The organism is Streptomyces sp. NPDC107454, from assembly GCF_055582885.1.
In genome coordinates, this window is sequence record NZ_JBVJPA010000033.1 from 19,111 (window position 1) to 38,289 (window position 19,179).

Here is a 19,179-nt window from a genome sequence, read left to right on the forward strand (position 1 = left end):
CTTCACAGCCGGGCCAGGTCCACCGGGGTGGACGTGGGGTTCGGCGGCGGAGGGAGGACGATCGGGGGCTGGCCGGCGGGCGGGACCGGCGGAGTCATGTCCGACTTGGGCAGCTTCGGCGGCGTGGTCTGCTTGAACAGCGTGGTGTCGAAGTCGACCAGGCCGGTCTTCTCCATCACCGTGATGTGATCCAGGACGGTGTCATTGGCCTGGTCGGCCAGGGCGCGCACCAGCGTGTTCTTCGTCGTCGAGCGGATCTTTGCCACGGTGTTGAAGATCGAACCGTGCGTCTGGCGAAGAATGTTGGCGAAGTCGATGTCGAACTGCTTGCCGCTGTCCGCCTTGAGGGTGGTGACGAACCCTTCCTGCTGCGGACTGGCCACGTTGGGCAGCGTCACGTTCAGCATCGGCGCGATCTTGCGGCAGGTCTCGTCCAGCGCCGCGTGCCCGTCGATCAGGTGCTGACTGGCGGTGAGGACCCCCTTGCTCTGTCCCTTCTGGAGCCCGATCTGTCCCACCGGGTGCTCCCACAAACCGGCAGCGCGCACCGCCACCACGAAGGCCCGGTCACCCTCGGTCAACGGCCCCCACTGGGTGTTGGCGATGATCCGGTCGTTCGAGGTCGACACGGTGTCAACTCCGAGCATCGACGGGTAGATCAGCGCGCCAAGTGTCAGGGCCAGCGCGCCCCCTACGAAGATACCGCCCACCATGTTCAGCGAACGCTGCACCATTCCTCCTGCTGTCAAGAAATCCGTCGATCCGTCATCGCCTGGATGGGGCGGACGAAGAGAATTACGTGCGCGGCGCCGTTCAGGTTCAACTAGTCGTCTAACGTCCACCCAGCCGCTCGATCTCGCGCGGGAGCCTTGGACAGCTGGTCAACCCCAGCTTCGGCGTGCCCACCATCCCTCGTCGGACGGAGCAAAGGGGTCGGGCCAGCTTCGTGAGAGGTACAGATCATCGAGTGGTTCGACTGCGCGTCGTAGTTCACGGGCCGGTCGCGGCGGGAGCGCGTGAAGAGCGAGTTCGAGTACCGCGCGTTCGTCGGTCGAGTAGAAGGGATTGCACAGCGGGCAGCCGCAGCCGCCGGAGAGGACGAGCGCCGGCCGGTGGGCTGTGCGCGACCACTGCCGCAGGGCCTGTGCGACCGCGCCGGGCCATAGACGCTGGTGTTCCAAGAGAGCGACCGCTGCGGCGAGCGTGCTGGAAGCGCGGGCTAGACCCGGCTCGCGATGTGCGAGCGATCGGTGGCTCCGGCCGGGCTTGGCGGCGCGGAGCTGGGATGGCCGTCTACGCGGCATCAGCCTTTCTGCGTTGGCTCTTCACGGGCTCAGCATGCCAGATGCTTCCTGTAGTTGCCCTTCGAATTGGTCGGTGCTCGCGCTGTGCGGCCGGCGCGGTCCGATGGATCTCTCGGCAGTGGCCGTGGACGGCTCCGATGGACGCGAACGTATCCCGTGACTCCAACCAGCGCTCGCATCGCTTTGAGACGGTCATCTTCCTGTGCGAGGACGAGATCGACACGCTGCTGGGGGATCCACTCGAGCATGCGGGAGCCGTTGAAGCCGACGACTTCGAAGGAACCGAGAGCGACACCGTAAGGATCAAGGTTGAAGCGACAGAGCGGAGGAGCGTCTGGCCGCGGAGAGCACGACTCACCAGGAGAAGCTGAGGAAATACGAAGCGCGGGCGGGAAAACAGACCTACCAGCAGGCCGCCGCGGGGCGAACGGCCGCCCGCCGGTCTCGATAGAACACAAAACGTCCTCGTCCGGCAGCAGGCTCGGCTGGTGAAGGCGCGGGCCTGGCTGGAGCGAGCCCGCAATCCGCGGCCGGTCCCCTCGCCGGAGTCCCGTGCCCGCCTGAGTGATCCCGACTCGCGGTTGATGCTCAGCAAACGCGGAGGCTACGTGCAGGGCTGGAACCTGCAACTCGCCTGTGCGTGCAACCAGTTACTGTTTGCAATCGGACTTCAGGGCAGCCCCTCCGGCATGACCGCTCTCGTTTCCATGGTCACGCAGAGTCAACGCGACTGCATCGCGGGCGGGATCACGAACGAGGTCCAGGCATGGCTTGCTGACTACGGATACGCCTCCACCGCCAACTTCGAAGCACTCGCCGGCCTGCCCCTGCTCGTCGCGGTGGCCCGGGAAGGATCGGACGGCGGCCCTCTCCCGCTGGACGAGAGCACTGTTCCCGCAGACCGGGGCGAAATGGCGGAGCCAGGCTTCGCCCAGCTGGTCCAGCGATTCGGACGTCACCCTGATTACCGGAGCACGGAGAGAGTGAACGCCGAGAGCAAGCTTGCCTCCCTCCTGCCGTGCGGAGGTTTCGAAATCCCCGCCGGACCCGGGCAGGGGTGAGTTTGTTCGGCAAGGCCAGGCGTTGCCAGGGGCGTCGGACGTCGGCGGTCAGGCCGCGGACGAGCCGTAATGGGGTGTGGGCCGCTGGCACGAACCAGGTCCAGCGGTCCGCGGCTTCGGGATCGCGGAGCTTCGGCCGGGTCCAGCCGAGTGTCTGCTTGATCGTCCTGAAGGTGTGTTCCAGATCGAAACGACGTAGGAAGGCATGCCGGTGCCGGTGCCGGTGCCGGTGCCGGTGCCAGTGCCGGTCGGCGTCGACGGGGCCGCGTCGGTGTCGGACCACCACAGCCAGACCGGCTTGGGCCCACCACCGGTTGGGAGCCGGTAGACCTGCAGACGGATGACGGTGCCCTCGGTGATCGGGAGTGCTGTGTCGTGGGAGAGCCAGGCCGCGTCGCGGGTCAGTCTCGGGTGGAGCCGGTCGAATGCGGTGGCCACCGCGGTGCCGTACCACTGTGTCTCGGTGACCGTCCGGACGTGAGGCTCGCCTCAGGTGTCCGGCCGGCCGAAGACGAACTCACCTCCGTGCTTCGGTGATCGGCCGCCTTTGGGGTCGTAGACCCTCGGCGGGGTCGGCCGCCGCATCACCCGGTCAGACCGCAGCCTGCGTGCGGGCCTACGAACCAGCACGGGTGGGATGGGCCTTGTCCCGGGGAGGCGGATGCGGATGCGGGCGCGTCGACGTAGCCAAACGACGGCTTGTGGCACTGCGGACAGGCCAAGTCCCCTGGGTGCTGGGCCTGGTCGAGCAGGAAGTACACGGCTCATCCGCGCAGAAGTCTGCGGTTCGGCGCGAGGGTGGCGACGCGACGGGGGATCTCGCCTTGCCGGTGGTGGTCTGGTCCCTTGTGCACACCGGGCCGCTACAGGTCGGGCCGAAGGCGGGGTATGCCGGAGGGCGTGGAGGGGCGCCGTCGGGTTGTTGGATGTGTGGGTGTGTGATGGTGTGTCGGGGCATGGCGGGCCGCGGTCCGGGTCTGTGTTCAGTTCGTGGTGGGTCGGCCGACAGCGCTGGTGGTCTGGTCCCAGATGGCGCAGCGGACAGTCATCTCGGCGCGGTGGCCGGAGGCTGTCATCGGGTGGCGACGGGGTGGGAAGTGGGCTGGGATGCCGCTGAACGCGGGAACCGTTGGGCTCCGCCACGCTGCGAAAACTCTTCGTCGCGTGTTCACGCCGACGGGTGGGCTGGTGGCTGCTGTCGGCCCGGTTGTTCCCTCACTCGTGGGAGCGGTGCTCCGCGGAAGGCATGACCTCGCGGTGGGCGGCGCCGTGGGAGCGGAACTTGTCCGTGACGACCACCCTCGGCACCGCGCGCGTCTTCTTCGTCAGCCCGAGGGAAAAGCGCCGGGCCGCGGCCTTGTGCCGGCGGTTGTGGGCGAGGATGTCCAGGACGGTGCCGTCCTGGACGACGGCCCGCCACAGGTACTCGTACCGCCCGTTGATCCTGACGAAGACCTCGTCCAGGTGCCACTTGTCCCCCGGGGCGGTGCGGTGCGGGGCGGGGCCAGCGGCGGCGCAGTCCGTCGCCATCGGGCTGCCCGAACTTCAGACGCCATCCGCGCACGGTCTCGCAGGAGAGACGATCGCACCGCGCTGCAGCATCAGCTTCTCGACTGGCAGCCGGCCTGACAGCCAGGACGTGACGTGATGACGCCGCCGACGGGTCCGCACTCGGCTCGGTTGACACCTCGACCTTTCTGTTGGGGATGGGCCGGCCCGTCGGTTGTCACGTGAGTTCTCCCGGGGTGGCGAACGCCTCGGAAGGAGATGATGTGGGGCATGCTTCCCTTACTGTGCTATTTATTGTCGACCTTCGTATAGGGGATTGGAGAGGGGAGCGTGCCGTTCGCGGAGGCGGTCGGCGGTGCCGAGCCGACACCCCCTCCTGAGACGGCGCAGGGCTCAGGGCGGTGGTCCCGGGCGCCGCTGCTGGCGGTGTGCGCCGGGTATTTCATGGTGATCCTGGACGTGACCGTGATCAACGTCGCCGTGCCCGTCGTGGGCCGGGAATTGTCGGCCTCGCTCACCGGAATCCAGTGGATCACCGACGGCTACACCCTGGCCTTCGCCGGACTGCTGCTGACCGGTGGCGCGCTGGGCGACCGGCTGGGAAACCGCCGGATCTTCTGCACCGGGGTGGCCGTGTTCACCATGGCCTCGGTCGCATGCGCGCTCGCACAGAACTCCCCGATGCTGGTGGCCGCCCGGCTGCTGGAGGGGTTGGGCGCGGCGTTGATCGTGCCCGGTTCCCTGGCCTTGTTGCAGCAGGCGTACCCGGCTCCGGCCACGCGCTCCCGGGCCATCGGGTTGTGGGGTTCGATGGCGGGCATCGCGGCTTCCGCCGGGCCCCTGCTCGGCGGGCTGCTCGTCTCCACCGTGGGCTGGCGATGGGTGTTCCTCATCAACGTGCCCGTGGGTATCGCCTGCCTGGTGCTGACGCTGCGACGGGTGGCACCCTCACCACGGCTGGAAACCCGGGCCGTGGACTGGCCGGCGCAGTGCGCGATCGTGGCGGCGGTGGCCCTGCTGATCGCCGCGCTCAATGAGGCCGGCCGGCGTGGCTGGTCCGATCCCGCGGTCCTCGCGGGGGCAGGCCTGGCTGTGCTGGCTGCCGCGGCGTTCGTGGTCCGCGAGCGGCTGACCCGGTCTCCTGCCCTTCCGCTGAGCCTGCTGCGCTCGCGCGCGATGAGCGGCGGAGCCGCCATCGGCCTGCTGTTCAACTTCGGCTTCTACGGCATGGTGTTCACCGCCAGCCTGGACTTTCAGCACCAACGCGGCTTCAGCGCCCTCGACGCCGGGGCGGCGCTGCTCCCTGCTGTGGCGATGACCATGTTCGCCTCGGTGCTGTCGGGGCGGTTGGCCCACAGAACCGGCGATCGCCCGCTGGTCATCACCGGTATGCTCCTGGCTTCTCTGGGGCTGGCCGGCTGGGCCGCGGCGGGCACCGACCCGGCCTACCCGCTGCTCGTGGCCCCGATGATGGCCGCGGGGTTCGGCACCTCCTTCGCCCTCACCGGCTCCACCACGACCGTGATGGGGGCTGCGCCGACGGGGTACTCAGGAACCGCCTCGGCCTTGTTCAACACCACCCGCCAGATCGGCAGCGCCTCCGGCGTGGCACTCGGCGGCACCCTGCTCGCCACAGCCCCCGACTACGACGCGGGACTGCGCACCAGCATGGCCGTCGGGGCGCTCGCCTACCTGACCGCCGCAGGCCTGGCGTGGCTGTGCGTGCCGCCGAAGCCCATGGGTGATGAGCCTTCGTGAATCTGGCTCCGCCCGCGCTTTCGTGATCAAGTGCATTGGCCGAGATCGCCCGTCATCAGCGCCTGACCGGCCGGGGCGAGGAACGCCTGCTACTGGACCACTACTTGGAGGTCCTGCTGCGAAAACCCGGTGCCCTGGCTGGTTCCGAGGTTCTCGACCAGACCCGGCTCGACGGCACCCTCACCGCGACGCACGAGGCTCTGTGGGCCGCAGCGAAGTCCGCCCTTGACGACGTCGAGAGGAGCAGGAGGAGGACGGCGACGAGCGCGGGAACGATGTCCCAAGGCGTGTGCACCGATTTGATCACCGGCCTGGCCCCGAGCCAGAGCCACACCGGTGCCGCGGCGAGATGCGGCACCACGCCCGCGGCGAGGAAGGCGGTGTTCTGCCGAGCCGTACTGACCCGTCGTCGCAGTAGGCGGGCGGGTGGCCCGAGTACGGAGGGGAGCGTCATGGACCGACCGTAGAACCCCAGGTGGGTCGGGGGCCATGTACCTGACTTCAGGATCGATGGTGAAGCCCGCGCCACCCCGGATCCGGATCCGGCCGTTACTGACCGTCGCGGGCCCGGCGGCCAGGCTGTTCCACAGGCCGCAGACCGGCTGCGGTACGTCACAGGAACGGGGTGGATGACACGATGGACGCACAGCACGCGGAAGATCCGGGAGCCCGTCGTGAACGGGCGCCGCTGCAGCCGCAGTCGGCGGGACGGGCGGTCGCGGAGCTCCCGGAGACCGGAGTTCCGTACACCGGGGACGCGGCGTCCGCTCCCGGGCCGTGGCCGCGACGTCGGTGGCCCGGGGGCGAGCCCCGCTACGTCGGCCTGGCGCTGGTCGGCTGCGGCGTCGCCATGCTGCCCTGGCTCGTCGTCCTCGCGAAGACCCTGCCGGCCACCACCCGCGTCCAGCACTGGTCCACCGCCTGGGTGGGACTCGACGCGCTCGAGGCGCTCGGCCTGGCCACCACCGGCCGGCTGCTGCTGCGCCGGGATCCCCGCTGTTCACTCACGGCCACGGCCGCCGCCACCCTGCTGGTCGCCGATGCCTGGTTCGACGTGACGACCTCCGCAGCGGGCACCGAGTTCACCACGGCCGTCGCGATGGCCCTGGGCGCCGAGTTGCCCATGGCGACGCTGTGTACGGTACTGGCGGTCCGCTCGCTGAGGTCGACGCGCACCGGACGTGCCCCACACTGCGAAGGTGTCAGCTGGTACGAGTTCGAAACCCCGGAAGCAGACCAAATCAACTGAGATTTCCGGCACCCAGGCGTCTCAATTGATGTGGTCGTCGCGAGTTACAACTCCAGTCTTGAATCGATCAGTTGAGACGGGACAACTGGTCCCACGTCAAGCCGTTTCCCGGCGCCGCTTCGCGCCGCACGGTGGGCTGGCCGCCACCCGCACCCGATACCGCACCGATGCCGGGGCGGTTGTCCTGATCGGCGGCCGGGATGACCGGTCCGGCGCCAGCCCGGTTCTCGGCCGCGCGGGGAGGCGGTCGACTGACCAAGGTCGGTACAGAGGGGCCCAGGGGTGAGTACCGGTCAACACGGCTGGTGGCGGGTGGGAGGAGACCGGCCAGTCGTTCACGCAGTGGTGAGGCACCACTGTTCAACGGTTGAAAAGCCAACGCCTCCGACGCTCGAAAGAGGCGGAGTCATGGTGAGCGTTCTCAAGTGGCGCGGCGCGATCGCTCGCTCGTTGCGCCGGCGTTCACGGCCGGGGAATTCCCGTACGGACGAGCATGTTCGGTGCATTGTTCGAGACCGGGCCGCAGTCGGCAATCTCAGGACACAATGATGTGGCCATGGACACGTATTCCCTCCCGCTCACCGATCACGGCCTCGTGCTTCGTGAATGGACGAACGATGACCTCGCCGTCATGCAAGAGCTGTTCGACGACCCCGATGTCGCCTACCGAACCCCTTTGGAGTCACCGTTCGGCCAGACCGCGGTAGTGCGATACCTGCACAGCGCCCGACAAGCCCGGCACGCGAACGACCGGATCCACCTGGCCATCACCACCGATGGGCATCAGGCACTGGGAGAAGTCCTGCTCAATCGGGTCACCGGCAGCATCGGCTACATCGTCGGTGCCGCTCACCGGGGACAGCGGCTGGCAGTGCGCGCCTGTCGCACGATGACTGAGTTCGCGCACACCACCGTCGCCCTGCCGAGGGTGATCCTGGAGATCGAACCCGACAATCACCCCAGCATCGCCGTCGCACGATCCGTCGGCTTCCGCCCCTCCAACGCGGCCGCCGAGACCGTCACCGACAAGGGCCGGACCTACAACCTGCTCACCTGGGAACACACCCTGACCACCGCCGACCGAGCTCAAAAGGCAAGCTGAGCACTTGCTGCTGAAGAAGGCATTCCCGGCGTTCTCCGTCGACGCTCTCCGCTCCACCCATATTTCGCTCGCGACGTCCGCCCTGCCGCATCTACGGTTTGAGCGTGTCCGCTCTGACAACGCTGCCGCCGGCGATGGCCGAGGAACTCCTGCATCCTGTCCTTCCCGCTGCGTCCGTCGGGGAGATCGTTCTGCGTACTGGCGGGGAACTGAGCACGATCTTCGAGATCCGGTTCGTCGGGGCGGCCGAGCCGGTCGTCATCAAGATCTATGACGATCAATGGCGCTGGAAACAGGAGAAGGAGATCTACGTCTACCAGCTGCTTGAGCAGCACGGTGTCGGGCCGGTGCCTGCCGTGTTGCACCATGGGGACGCCGACAACGCGCTCGGACGCTGCTACACGGTGATGACGTTGCTCAGGGGCCAGCCGTTGTCCGCCGTCAGCCGTGCCCTCGACAGAGCATCGCTGCGGGAGGTCTACCGTCAGATCGGGAGCTGCATGGCCGCGGTACACCAGATCCCGCAGGGCGCCTACGGATACCTCACCACGAGGGTTCTGGATCCCGAGCCGACGAACACCGCCTATATGACACGGCAGTTCCACAAGAAGCTCAGGGAGTACGCCGATCACGGGGGCGATGCGGCGCTCGCGACGGCCATCGAAGCGAAGGTCGCTCGGCAGGCTGACCTGCTCGGCGCGTGCCGGCATGCGGTGTTGTGCCACAACGACTTCCACGAGGGCAACGTCCTGGTCGCCGAGAACGGCGGCGGATGGCAGGTCAGCGGCTTCATCGACGTGGAGAACGCGATCGCCGCGGATCCGCTGATGGACGTGGCCAAGACCGACTACTACTCCGTCCACGTCGACCAGGACAAGCGCGAAGCGCTCTGCGACGGCTACGGCACGATGCCCGCCGACTGGAGCGAGCGGGTCGGCCTCTACCGCCTCTACCACGCTCTGGAGCTGTGGGACTGGTTCGCCTTCATCGGCAACACGACGCCGTTGGAAGACATCACCGACGACATCCGGCGGATGGCAGCCTGATCTTGGATACTGAATACAGGTTCTGAACCACCGACACCTCACCGAAAGGCAGTATTGGAGCCGCTGTCGCCGAAGGGGAAGAAGCCCGGGCGACCGCCTGTGTGGGCCCGTCGGCAACTGATTGACGGCGTACGAGACTTCACAAGATCCTCGCCAGAGCCGAAATACGTGATCGTCCACAGCTGGGTGTCAGTACGCGCCTGCGACTCGACGGTGAAACAGTTGGGAAGGACGTCCTTGAGCGGGCTGAGCACCTCCGGGAGATGTTGAAGGGCTGCCAATCCGGCTCCCAGGAATTGGCACGGCCGGGAGAGCCCCGGCCTCGACATGCTCCGGGTCTGCCGATGGCCCCGCCGCGCGTGTCACATCCGCCGTGGTCAAGGCCACCGTCGGCGTCCGGGCAGGAGGCACGCCATGAGGGACATCGGCTACCAGGCCACCTACGCCGGCAACGCCGCCGTCCCGACCGCCTTCTCCCTCAACAGCACGGCCGGCACGTCGGCGTAAGCGAGACGGGCCCGCCGGATCGGGAGGTGATCCGGCGGGCCCGCGCCGTACTGCTCCTGATCCCGGCCTACGCGATGAAGCGAACCGCGTCGGCCACGACGTATCCGTCGGCGTCGTCGGAGAGCTCGACGACGGCCGGGGTTCCGGCGGTGAACGAGAAGCTACCCAACGACACCCACCGGCCGCCGCGTTCGGTCTGGTTGATGCGGACGACGGTGGAGCCGCCCGCGTGTCTGACGGTATAGGCGGCGTTGGACGCCCGGTTGCTGTCCTGGGTGTACCAGACGGCCACGTCGTACACGCCGCTCGCCGGTACGTCCGACTGCCAGCGCACGACCGAGGTTCCGGTACCCGCCGCGTGGGTGCGGTAACTCGCCCCGTAGTAACCGGCGATCATGGTCGCCGGGCCGCTCCACGTGCCGGAGACCACGCTGTACGTACTGGCGTCGTCGTTGTCGGCGACCAGGCCCTGGGCCGTGATCCGCACGGCGTCGGCCACGACGTATCCGTTGGCGTCGTCCGAGAGTTGGACGACGGCCCGGGTTCCGGCGGTGAACGAGTACTTGCCCAGGGAGACCCAACGGCCCCCGTTCTCCTGCTGGTTGAAGCGCACCAGCGTGGAGCCCTTGGCGTCCGTGACGGTGTAGGGCGCGTTGGAGGCGCGGTTGGTGTGCTGGGTGTACCAGACGGCCACGTCGTAGGTCCCGGTCGTCGGCACGTCGGTCTGCCAGCGCACGACCGACGTCCCGGTACCCGCGGCGTGGGTGAGGTAGTTCGCCCCCTGGTACCCGGCGACGGTGGTCCCGGCGTTCCAGGTGCCGGAGACCGTTGTGAAGCCGGACGAGCCGTTGTCGGTGACGGCACCCCGGTAGGACAGTCGGACGGCGTCGGCGACGACCGTGCCATTGGCGTCGTCCGACAGTGTCACTGTGCCGTCGCCGCCGCCGGAGAACGGAAACTCGCCGAGTCGTACCCAGCGACCGCCGCCGGATGTCTCGTTCACCGTCACCGCCGTCTGGCCGTCGGCGTGGTTGATGACGTAGGACGCATTGGAGGCCTGGCCCGACGCCGCCTTGAACCAGGCGGAGACCTCGTACACGCCGTTCATCGGCACATCGGGCCGGAACTCCACACTGGCGGTGCCGGTTCCGGCGGCGTGCGTGTCATGACTGTTCCCGTAGGCGCCGGTGACCGAGTTCACGTCGTCCAGGTGCCTGAGAGGGTGTCGAAGCCCGGTATGAAGTCGTTGTCCGCCACGGTCTTCGGCACATCCGCGGGCTGCCCGCCCGAAATGAGGGTCAACTGGTCGGGGGCGATGGCTTTGCCGCCGGCACGCCCGACGGCGGCCAGAGTGAACCGGACGGTGTGCTGCCCGGCGGCCAGTGTCATCGATCCCAGCTGGTAGACCTGATAGCCGTCGATGTCATAGCTGTCGGAGCCGGATGTCAGCGTCGGGTCGAACAGGCCCTGGCTCAGTGCTGTGCCGTCGATGCTCGCGCGTATCTGCCCCTGGCCGAAGCTGCGATGGAAGCGCGCGGAGACTTCGTAGTCACCCGCCTGCGCGACATCGAACGGGACGTCGATGTAGTTGCCCACATCGGAAGCCCCGTAGCGCAGGGCCTTGCCGCCTCCGGCGTTGGCATCCGTCAGGATCGGCACGGCGGCACCGGTGTCGGTACGGGCGTCCGAGGTGGCCATTTCGTACGTGTGCTGGGTGAACCCGGGGCCGGAGGCAAGGCTGTCCCTGCCCTTGGTCAGCCACGCAAGGTCGAACCGGGCGACACTGATGCGCTCGGGGTAGTTGGCCACGGTGCCGTCACGGCCGTAGACCAGCAGGATCGTCCCGTCGGACAGCCGTGCGAGGTCGGAGTAGTAGGACGGGCCCGGGTTGGCCACTCGGCTGTACCGGAAGCTCGCTCCCTCGTCGTAGGAGACCGAGACGGTCATGTTCTCGCGGGCGGACGAATCCGGCCGGCTGAACAGCAGCCGGTCGACCGAGCCGCTGTTGTACTGGAGCATGCCCGCGTCGACCGAGCTGAACGTTCCGGTCGAGCCGTCGATCGCGGGTGCGGACCAGGTCTCCCCGCCGTCGGTGCTGGTCGAGGTGATGCGGTAACGGGTGCCGCCCGCGCCCCAGCGGCCGTTGATGACGACCGATCCGTCGGAGCGTTCGTAGATGCGGCTCTCGTTGATCGGGTAGTTGGCATCCATGAACGGGGAGCCTCGATGCCACGAACCGCCGTGGTCGTCGCTGTACAACATGTCGATGCCGTAGTTGGCGTCCGTGGCGTCACTGGCGGCGCGGTGCATCACGGGCATCAGCAGCCGACCGCTGCTCAGCTGTATTCCATGGCCCGGAATCGGGGCGTCGCGCGTCCAGCCGTAGGGATTCGAGGCGAACAACGGGGTCAGATCCTCGGTGGCCGACCAGGTGGCGCCGGCGTCGTCGCTCCGCTTGACGTAGATGTTCGAGCCGTCCCCCTTCCAGAACAGGGACACCCGGCCGGTCTGCTGATCCACCACCGGCGTCGGGTCGCCCCAGCTCTGGGTCACGTCCTGCGGGACCACGATGGTGCTGGCGGACCAGGTGAGCCCCGCGTCCACGCTGCGGCGAAGGAGCAGGTCCTTCGGTCCCCCGTCCTGCATGCTGAACCGGCCCTCGGTGAACGTGAGCACCACGTCGGCGGGCAACGCCTCGCCTCCGGCGGGCGGCACGATGCCCGCGGGGACCACCCCGAGGCCCTGCACGTGGAAGCTCGCGTACGCGTCGTTGTCGGTCGAATCCCACAGCTCGGATTCGGAGAACGAACCGGAATCGGTGGCACTCGCCGCCTGGGCTCGGCCCGTCGCTGTCGCCAGGCCCATCAGCGTCAGCAAGGCGAGCAGGGCTGTCCCCAACGCCTGGAGCGGCGTTCTTCGGAACGTCTGACGTGGCATCACATCTCCACCTCTATGGAAAATTCTCGTGATCGCCGGCCAACACTATGGCCCGCGAATCTGTGCTGTCAGTGCGATGTGGGAGCCTCGTCCGGCCAGCGACCGGGCAAGTATCTGTCCCGAGGTGAACGACACGATGACGGGACGACTCCGACGACACAGCCCCGGGATGACAACACGAAACCGCACTTCAACGCGCTTCAGAACGACATGGCTCACGGGAACCTGCATTCCTTGCGGGTTCTCGTTGCCCGTGTCCTTGTCTCACGAGCCAAGTCCTGCGGTTCGCGGTGTGTACCGGCATTTCAGGTCACGACGATCTGGATGGACGCGCGGTAACGGCAACCCGATCGGCACCAGTTCGTTCGCCCCCTACATCCGGGGCACGGTGAAGGAGAACGACCGCGCGGTCCGCTTCGACTACGACGCAATCGATTTCAAGAACATCAACACCAGGGCGGCCAGCGGTCAGAAGATCAAGATCGAGGGGGCCGTCCCGCAGGACGGGCCTTCGCGTGCCAACCCCAAGCTGGGTGGTGACCTGCCGGTGACGAAGACCTTCGACCAGCTGCGGCAGATGCCCTAGGCGCACTTCACTCACATCATGCGCTGCGCGCCCGGCCAGGTCAGCGGTGCCAGGTCCGCAGACGTGGTCTTCGCCGTCTACCGGCCCGTCGTCACCTCCACCGTGCCGCCTGGCCGGGTCGGCGACAGTCCCGCGCTGGGCAAGCCTGCGATGATCGCGCCTCGCTGAGGCGCGGGGGAGTATCTGGGTAACCCCACCGGGGGCGGCGACCTGGCGAACAAGGGCGCCGGATCGTTCAGTTCCCTGGCCACTCTCGTCTACAGCACGAAGGCGACCGCGCCGGAGCGCAGGGTGGCCGCGCACGTCAAGAAGGCCTACACCACACCGGGCGCGACGAAGCCGACCAACGCCAACAGAGGATCGCTGGGCAGACACCGTCCGACCCGCTGCACCGCCTGTTCTCGGACGTCCAGCGCCGCAAGGGCAACCGTGCGCGGGCGGTGAGCAACTGCCGCCGCTACTTCGGCCCTGGCTGCAGCAGCAACAGCACCAAGGACTGCGACGAGTTCTCCTTCGCCACCACCTACGAGGGCTGCGCACAGCGCGAGTACGACGTACACGCCAAGCACAACAACTTCTCCGTCCTGCCCGTGAACAAGAAGCAGTACGGGGACGCCGGAACCCTGCTCGGCCAGTTCTACACAAAGAGCCGCATCATCGACGGCATGGACGACGGCTTCCTCGTCACGATCACCTCATGGTCGGCTCGGGCGGCAGGGACCCCGATGCAGGGGCCTGGTCGCCCTCTCACGCGGAGAACTGGGATGCCCTCTGGCACGCCCTCCTGCACCAGGCGTGCCACCTCACGGCGGCCCTCGCAGTACACCCGCACCTGCCATGTGCCGTCCGCGTCGGACAGGTGCACGTAGGTGACCATCGACCGGCCGCCGCACCCCTCAGCGCCAGTTCACCTGACGGGCTTGTGAAGCTGGGCTCCGCGTTTTCCTCCCAGCCGCCGCGGTCATCGGGGGCGGGCGGCGGCTCCCCGTCCCACACTTCGGCAGTCATGGCGGCGGTGTGCGTATGGCCGACGCTCTCGACGTCCAGCCAGCCCTCTTGGGCGGTCAGGAACGCACCACCGGCCTCACGGCCTTCCGGATACTCGAATGGGGACCTGCCTCGGCCAGTCGGGCTTCATCTGCGGCAGCCCGTAGCCGGGCTTCCTGTTCGGTCTTTCGCGCCTGCAGGACGAGTGCCTGGTCTTCCTTGTCCAGAGCCCCTTCGCACGTGGGGAACCGGAGGTGGCTTCGGGCGACCAGCCGGCCCCGATCGAGGTGGCCCGTGTCCAGCGTTGCCGTGAAGCCGGCACCGCGACGGCTGTCCGGACGGTCGGTGTGCCCGAACTGGGCCGAGTCCGGGCCCAGGCCGAATCCTGGCCCAGGTCTCGGCGCAGCCGTGAGCCCGGCCACCACGGTGCCGAGTCGGCCCCCACGCAGGGCGGCAGGATACTCAGCGCCAGCCGAGCTCCGGTGCTACGTGAGTGAGGATGCTCTCCAGTACATGGGCGTTGTAGTCGACACCGAGCTGGTTCGGGATGGTCAGCAACAGGGTGTCCGCGGCTTGGATGGCCTCGTCTTCCTGGAGTTGCTTCACCAGTACGTCCGGCTCGGCGGCGTACGAGCGTCCGAAGATCGCCCTGGTCGTGTCGTCGATCATGCCGACCTGGTCCCGAGAGTTTCGATCGTGGCCGAAGTAGGCCCGGTCCAGGTCGTTGGTCAGGGCGAAGACGCTGCGGCTGACCGACACACGCGGTTCTCGCATGTGGCCTGCCTCCTTGTACGCCTCGCGATACGCCTCGATCTGCTTGCGCTGCTGGACGTGCAACGGCTCGCCCGTCTCGTCGTCCTTCAGTGTGGAACTTTGCAGGTTCGTCCCCAGCTTCGCGGCCCAGACGGCGGTCGCGTTCGAACCGGAGCCCCACCAGATCCGCTCGCGCAGCCCCTCGGAGTACGGCTCGACGCGCAGTAGCCCCGGCGGGTTGGGGAACATCGGCCGCGGGCTCGGCTTTGCGAAGCCCTCGCCCTCGAGCACCTTGAGGAAGGCCTCGGTGTGTCGGCGGGCCATGTCCGTGCCGGTCTCACCCTCCGCGGGGGCATACCCGAAGTAGCGCCAGCCGTCGATCACCTGTTCCGGTGATCCGCGGCTGATGCCGAGTTGCAGGCGGCCGCCGGAGATGAGGTCGGCAGCGCCAGCATCCTCGGCCATGTAGAGCGGGTTCTCATAGCGCATGTCGATCACGCCGGTGCCGATCTCGATCTTCGAGGTCCGTGCACCGATGGCCGAGAGCAGCGGGAACGGGCTGGCCGCCTGCCGCGCAAAGTGGTGCACGCGGAAGTACGCACCGTCTACGCCGAGCTCCTCCGCAGCGATCGCCAGGTCAATGGACTGGTGCAGGAAGTCGGCCGCGGATTGGGTTTTGGAGTGCGCACTCGGTGACCAGTGGCCGAACGAGAGGAAACCTATCTTCTTCACTTGAGGTCAAAGCATCCGGCAGCCGCGTTTGATTCCCCGCATTGGCATGGTGTGATCAGGCCGAACGGCCGATGACCTCCACCAGATCTGCGGCTACGGGCAGGCTTGCAACGCCGAAAGCGAGTTCTGGCCGGAGTGGGACGGCTGGGCGCTGCGGGAGATCTGACACGGCGCTGGCAGCCCGGCCCATACGCCAGCGGTGGAGACAGGCGGGAAGTCGGAACCGTGTCTCCTCGCTGACGGCCATCCCGGCCGCCCCCGGAGCCGGGGACGTTCGATCTGGTGCACGCCCGGCTCGTGCTGGTCCATGTACCCGACCGGGCTCGGGCGTTGGCCACGATGGCGGCAGCGCTACGGCCCGGCGGCTGGCTGCTGGTCGAGGACGCCGATACCGCTCTGCAGCCACTGGCATGCCTGGACGACAGCGGCCCTACGCAACGGCGGGCCAACCGGCTGCGCGACGCGGTCCGGGAGCTGCTGACGCGCCGCGGCGCGGACCTGCGCTACGGCCGGACACTGCCGCGGGCATTGCGTGAGGCCGGCTTGGTAGATGTCGCCGCGGGGGGCTCTTTCCCATTCGGCGGGCTGGCCTGCGACCGGCTGGAGGCGGCGACCATCCGGCACGTGCGCGGTGAACTGCTCGCGGCCGGCCTGGCCGACGACGCCGAGATCGACGCGCACCTGGCCGCCATCCACGCTGGCGAACTCGACCTGACACTCGCGCCGCTGATCTCGGCCTGGGGACGCCGTCCAGCCGAGCACCCGCCGACACTCGGTTAGGTGCAGATCCAGGCGATGTCCGACCCTGCCCAGAGCGCTGTTCGTCGAGGGAGGCCAGGCAGCTCGCGCAGGCGCGCGCCGCGCGTCACCGAAGCTGGGGCCACCCCGAGATCCCGTCAAACATCTCCCGACGACAAGACGTCAACCAAGTCCTGAGACCACACACCGACAGACAGGCACGGGCTTCGAAGATCACGGAGTTCTCGACGCCCCGTGCTCCGAGTGGAAGACCGTGCCTGCCGACGCAGCATCCCCGATCCCGCCTGCTCTTGACCTACTCCGCGAGTAGCCCGAACCTTGCCCCGAGGAGATCCCGGGACTGCTGGAGCGGCTGGCCGAAGTGCCCGACCCACGTGACCCGCGCGGAGTGCGCCACGCCCTGGCCGCCGTGCTCGCGCTGAGCGCGTGTGCCGTACTGACCGGAGCCACCTCACTGCTGGCGGTCGGCGAGTGGATCGCCGACGCCCCGCCCTGCGTGCTCGAACGCCTTGGTGTCCGTCGTGATCCGTTGCTGCCTTGGCGGCTCGTGCCCGCGGAACCGACGGTGCGCCGACTGCTGGCCCGCGTCGACGGCGATGCACTGGTTGAGGAGAAGCGGGTCGGCGAGTACGACCTGAACGTTCACTCGGAGAGTCTCGGCATCTCGGACACCGGGGGCGTCGACGGATGGCGGCCCTTCCTGGTCTCCCTCATGGGGCCTGGCATCGGCGACGAGTCAATCTTCGAGGCCGAGCACGCCGACGAAGTCGATCAGGAGCCTCTCATCGGCTTCACCCCGACCCACGCCGTCGACGTTGTCGCGTTCTGCGACAGCCCGGTCGACCACGTCGTCACGGCCCTGCTGACCGCCGCCGTCATGGACGTGATCGGTGGCGTCGCCAGCGCCGAGCTGAGGGAGGACCAGGTGCCCATCGTGGCCGGCCTTCCGGGCGTCTTCGCGACGATGATCCATCCATGGCCCGCCGCGTACGGTTCGGCGGAGTTTCTCAGGACGTGGGCTCAACAGCCCGGCTTCCGGCTGCTCAAATGGTCGGAACTCGGTCAGTCGGCTCAGGCGAGGAGCACCCGTCCTCCCGCCGGTCGACGTAACCCGCAATGGTGATGACACCCGGCACGGCGGGTTCACCGTGCCTAGCGGTGTCGACGTTGCCGGCGAACCGAAGCAAGGCGGTGGCGGCCGCGTCGACGTCTCTTGAACTGCTCTGCTGTATCCGTGTGCCGTTCCGTCCCGGCTGCTCACACAGCCGTTGACGCATTCCGATATGGGCATATGATGGTCCCATGGCACGAGCGGCGACGACCTCGGACGCGTTCAACGCGATTGCCGAGCCGCAGCGGCGGGCGATCCTGGCGCTGCTGCGGGGCGGCGAGCGGCCCGTGACCGAGCTGGCGCGGGACCTGGGGATGAGCCAGCCGCAGGCGTCCAAGCACCTGCGGGTGCTCCGCGAGGTCGGGCTGGTGCGGGTCCGCGGGGCGGGCAAGCAGCGGCTGTACGGCCTGGACGCCAGCGGGCTGCGACCGGTCCACGAGTGGGTGGGCGGCTTCGAACAGTTCTGGAACGAGACCTTCGACCGGTTGGACGAGTACGTGCGGGATCTGAAACAGGCAAGGCAGGAGGAACCACCGGATGATGACGACGACCAGTAGCGGCGGCGAACCCGGCCACGCGGCCGCGGACCGCGAGATCGTGGTCTCCCGGGCCATCGACGCCCCACGGGAGCTGGTGTTCGAGGCGTTCACGCAGGTCCGGCACCTGTCGCGGTGGTGGGGACCGGAAGGGTTCACGACCACGACCCGGTCCTTCGAATTCCGCGCGGGCGGGGCCTGGGACTTCGTGATGCACGGGCCGGACGGGACCGACTACCAGGAGTGGATCACCTGGACCGAGATCGTCCCGCCGGAGCGGATCGCGATGGTCCACGGCGAGTCCCGCGACGACCCCAACGCCTTTGAGTCGGTCCTGACCTTCGAGTCGGCCGGCGAGGGGACCCGGATCGTGATGCGCGCGGTGTTTCCCACCAAGGAACTCCGTGACGAGGCGGTGGAGAAGTACCACGCGGTCGAGGGCGGCGAGCAGACCCTGCGCAGCCTGGCGGCCTACGTCGCCGAACTCACCTGGAACGAGACCGCCCGGAACGAGACCACACCGAAGGGAACGGAGGGCTGATGGCCGGGAAGGTGTTCTTCAGCGTGACGATGTCGCTCGACGGCTTCATGGCGCCGGAGGCCGTGCCCGTCGAGGACGTCTTCTCGCCCGAAGGTCAGAACGACCCGAGGGTCCAACGCTGGATGACGAAGTGGTCGGAGCTGCAGGGGTGGCTGTTCCCGCAGCGGTGGTTCCGGGAGAACCTCAAGCTCGGCGAGGGCGGCGAGGAAGGGCTCGACAACGACATCGCTCGGGCGACGTACGAGCGCACCGGCGTGAGCATCATGGGCAAGCGGATGTTCGACGCCGGCGAGCTGGCATGGCCGGAGGAGGCGCCGTTCCACACCCCGGTGTTCGTCGTCACCCACACCAAGCGTGACCCGTGGGAGCGGCTGGGCGGCACGACCTTCCACTTTGTCAACGACGGCATCACCAGCGCGCTCGACCAGGCCCGCGAGGCCGCCGGCGACCGCGACGTCCGCATCGCCGGCGGCGCCGAGACGATCCAGGAGTACCTGGACAGCGGCCTGATCGACGAGTTCTCGATCACCCTCGCGCCCGTGCTGTTCGGTACCGGCATCCGCCTGTTCGACCGAGTGGACCCGGGCCGTCTCGCCCTCGACCAGGCCCGCACGGACGCATCATCCCGGGTGACCCACCTGACCTACACCGTCCGGAAGCGGTAGCCCGCGTTCCCGCAGGGTTGAGGTGTCGGCGTGCCG

17 protein-coding genes and 3 pseudogenes are annotated in these 19,179 nt (G+C 68.1%); 14 read left to right on the top strand and 6 right to left on the bottom strand.

The features are described from left to right. Positions 1 to 2 precede the first annotated feature (2 nt). Positions 3 to 734 carry a DUF4142 domain-containing protein gene (locus tag ACZ69M_RS48495; protein WP_470060112.1) on the bottom strand — a complete coding sequence of 244 codons (732 nt, stop codon included), beginning with the start codon at positions 732 to 734 and terminating at the stop codon, positions 3 to 5. Between the two features lie 707 nt (positions 735 to 1,441). Here ACZ69M_RS48495 and ACZ69M_RS48500 point away from each other — a divergent pair. Continuing rightward, the gene (locus ACZ69M_RS48500; protein WP_470060113.1) at positions 1,442 to 1,675 is read left to right on the top strand and encodes a hypothetical protein; all 234 of its coding nucleotides are present in this window, start codon (positions 1,442 to 1,444) and stop codon (positions 1,673 to 1,675) included. 117 nt (positions 1,676 to 1,792) lie between these two features. Then, complete coding sequence (locus ACZ69M_RS48505; RefSeq protein WP_470060153.1) at positions 1,793 to 2,365, top strand: hypothetical protein; 573 nt, start codon at positions 1,793 to 1,795, stop codon at positions 2,363 to 2,365. Here ACZ69M_RS48505 and ACZ69M_RS48510 read toward each other — a convergent pair. Continuing rightward, a pseudogene (locus tag ACZ69M_RS48510) lies at positions 2,271 to 2,971 on the bottom strand (NF041680 family putative transposase); the annotation flags it as partial. The gene ACZ69M_RS48505 and the pseudogene ACZ69M_RS48510 sit on opposite strands and share 95 nt — an antisense overlap. A 377-nt stretch (positions 2,972 to 3,348) precedes the next feature. Next, positions 3,349 to 4,000, bottom strand: a pseudogene (locus tag ACZ69M_RS48515) (IS6 family transposase); the annotation flags it as partial. A 204-nt stretch (positions 4,001 to 4,204) separates the two neighbouring features. On the opposite strand from ACZ69M_RS48515, the gene ACZ69M_RS48520 reads away from it, so the two are divergent. The 4 genes from ACZ69M_RS48520 to ACZ69M_RS48535 all read left to right on the top strand — a co-directional run bounded on the left by ACZ69M_RS48520 (position 4,205) and on the right by ACZ69M_RS48535 (position 9,029). Further along, entirely contained in the window at positions 4,205 to 5,632 is a 1,428-nt protein-coding gene (locus ACZ69M_RS48520) for an MFS transporter (RefSeq protein WP_470060114.1), read from the top strand. Positions 5,633 to 6,269: 637 nt separating this feature from the next. Next, entirely contained in the window at positions 6,270 to 6,881 is a 612-nt protein-coding gene (locus ACZ69M_RS48525) for a hypothetical protein (protein ID WP_470060115.1), read from the top strand. Positions 6,882 to 7,374: 493 nt separating this feature from the next. Further along, positions 7,375 to 7,983, top strand: a complete 609-nt coding sequence (locus tag ACZ69M_RS48530) for a GNAT family N-acetyltransferase (protein WP_470060116.1) — start codon at positions 7,375 to 7,377, stop codon at positions 7,981 to 7,983. 104 nt (positions 7,984 to 8,087) lie between these two features. Beyond that, positions 8,088 to 9,029 carry a phosphotransferase family protein gene (locus ACZ69M_RS48535; RefSeq protein ID WP_470060117.1) on the top strand — a complete coding sequence of 314 codons (942 nt, stop codon included), beginning with the start codon at positions 8,088 to 8,090 and terminating at the stop codon, positions 9,027 to 9,029. A gap of 574 nt (positions 9,030 to 9,603) precedes the next feature. Here ACZ69M_RS48535 and ACZ69M_RS48540 read toward each other — a convergent pair. Together ACZ69M_RS48540 and ACZ69M_RS48545 are read right to left on the bottom strand one after the other, a co-directional pair. Beyond that, positions 9,604 to 10,737 (bottom strand): golvesin C-terminal-like domain-containing protein, encoded by a 1,134-nt coding sequence (locus ACZ69M_RS48540; protein ID WP_470060118.1) that lies wholly within the window; start codon positions 10,735 to 10,737, stop codon positions 9,604 to 9,606. Continuing rightward, positions 10,734 to 12,473: an exo-alpha-sialidase gene (locus ACZ69M_RS48545; RefSeq protein ID WP_470060119.1), complete on the bottom strand. Its 1,740-nt coding sequence runs from the start codon at positions 12,471 to 12,473 to the stop codon at positions 10,734 to 10,736. Before ACZ69M_RS48545 ends, ACZ69M_RS48540 begins: the two co-directional genes overlap by 4 nt. A 388-nt stretch (positions 12,474 to 12,861) precedes the next feature. On the opposite strand from ACZ69M_RS48545, the gene ACZ69M_RS48550 reads away from it, so the two are divergent. The 3 genes from ACZ69M_RS48550 (at position 12,862) to ACZ69M_RS48560 (ending at position 13,928) form a co-directional block, all read left to right on the top strand. Beyond that, positions 12,862 to 13,059 carry a hypothetical protein gene (locus ACZ69M_RS48550; RefSeq protein WP_470060120.1) on the top strand — a complete coding sequence of 66 codons (198 nt, stop codon included), beginning with the start codon at positions 12,862 to 12,864 and terminating at the stop codon, positions 13,057 to 13,059. Between the two features lie 18 nt (positions 13,060 to 13,077). Further along, a complete protein-coding gene (locus tag ACZ69M_RS48555; RefSeq protein ID WP_470060121.1) occupies positions 13,078 to 13,227 on the top strand; it encodes a hypothetical protein in 150 nt (49 codons plus the stop codon). A gap of 272 nt (positions 13,228 to 13,499) precedes the next feature. Then, positions 13,500 to 13,928 carry a hypothetical protein gene (locus tag ACZ69M_RS48560; protein ID WP_470060122.1) on the top strand — a complete coding sequence of 143 codons (429 nt, stop codon included), beginning with the start codon at positions 13,500 to 13,502 and terminating at the stop codon, positions 13,926 to 13,928. Between the two features lie 580 nt (positions 13,929 to 14,508). On the opposite strand, the gene ACZ69M_RS48565 is transcribed toward ACZ69M_RS48560, so the two are convergent. Continuing rightward, the gene (locus ACZ69M_RS48565; RefSeq protein WP_470060123.1) at positions 14,509 to 15,531 is read right to left on the bottom strand and encodes an LLM class flavin-dependent oxidoreductase; all 1,023 of its coding nucleotides are present in this window, start codon (positions 15,529 to 15,531) and stop codon (positions 14,509 to 14,511) included. A 255-nt stretch (positions 15,532 to 15,786) separates the two neighbouring features. On the opposite strand from ACZ69M_RS48565, the pseudogene ACZ69M_RS48570 reads away from it, so the two are divergent. From ACZ69M_RS48570 to ACZ69M_RS48590, 5 genes and pseudogenes are all read left to right on the top strand, one after another. After that, a pseudogene (locus ACZ69M_RS48570) lies at positions 15,787 to 16,311 on the top strand (methyltransferase domain-containing protein); the annotation flags it as partial. 331 nt (positions 16,312 to 16,642) lie between these two features. Further along, a complete protein-coding gene (locus ACZ69M_RS48575; protein ID WP_470060149.1) occupies positions 16,643 to 17,413 on the top strand; it encodes a DUF6368 family protein in 771 nt (256 codons plus the stop codon). Between the two features lie 179 nt (positions 17,414 to 17,592). Continuing rightward, positions 17,593 to 17,958, top strand: coding sequence for an ArsR/SmtB family transcription factor (locus ACZ69M_RS48580; protein ID WP_470060124.1), 366 nt, complete (start codon positions 17,593 to 17,595; stop codon positions 17,956 to 17,958). Further along, entirely contained in the window at positions 17,942 to 18,478 is a 537-nt protein-coding gene (locus ACZ69M_RS48585) for an SRPBCC family protein (protein ID WP_470060150.1), read from the top strand. The genes ACZ69M_RS48580 and ACZ69M_RS48585 overlap by 17 nt, the downstream gene beginning before the upstream one ends. Next, the gene (locus ACZ69M_RS48590) at positions 18,478 to 19,143 is read left to right on the top strand and encodes a dihydrofolate reductase family protein (RefSeq protein ID WP_470060125.1); all 666 of its coding nucleotides are present in this window, start codon (positions 18,478 to 18,480) and stop codon (positions 19,141 to 19,143) included. The genes ACZ69M_RS48585 and ACZ69M_RS48590 overlap by 1 nt, the downstream gene beginning before the upstream one ends. Positions 19,144 to 19,179 lie beyond the last annotated feature (36 nt).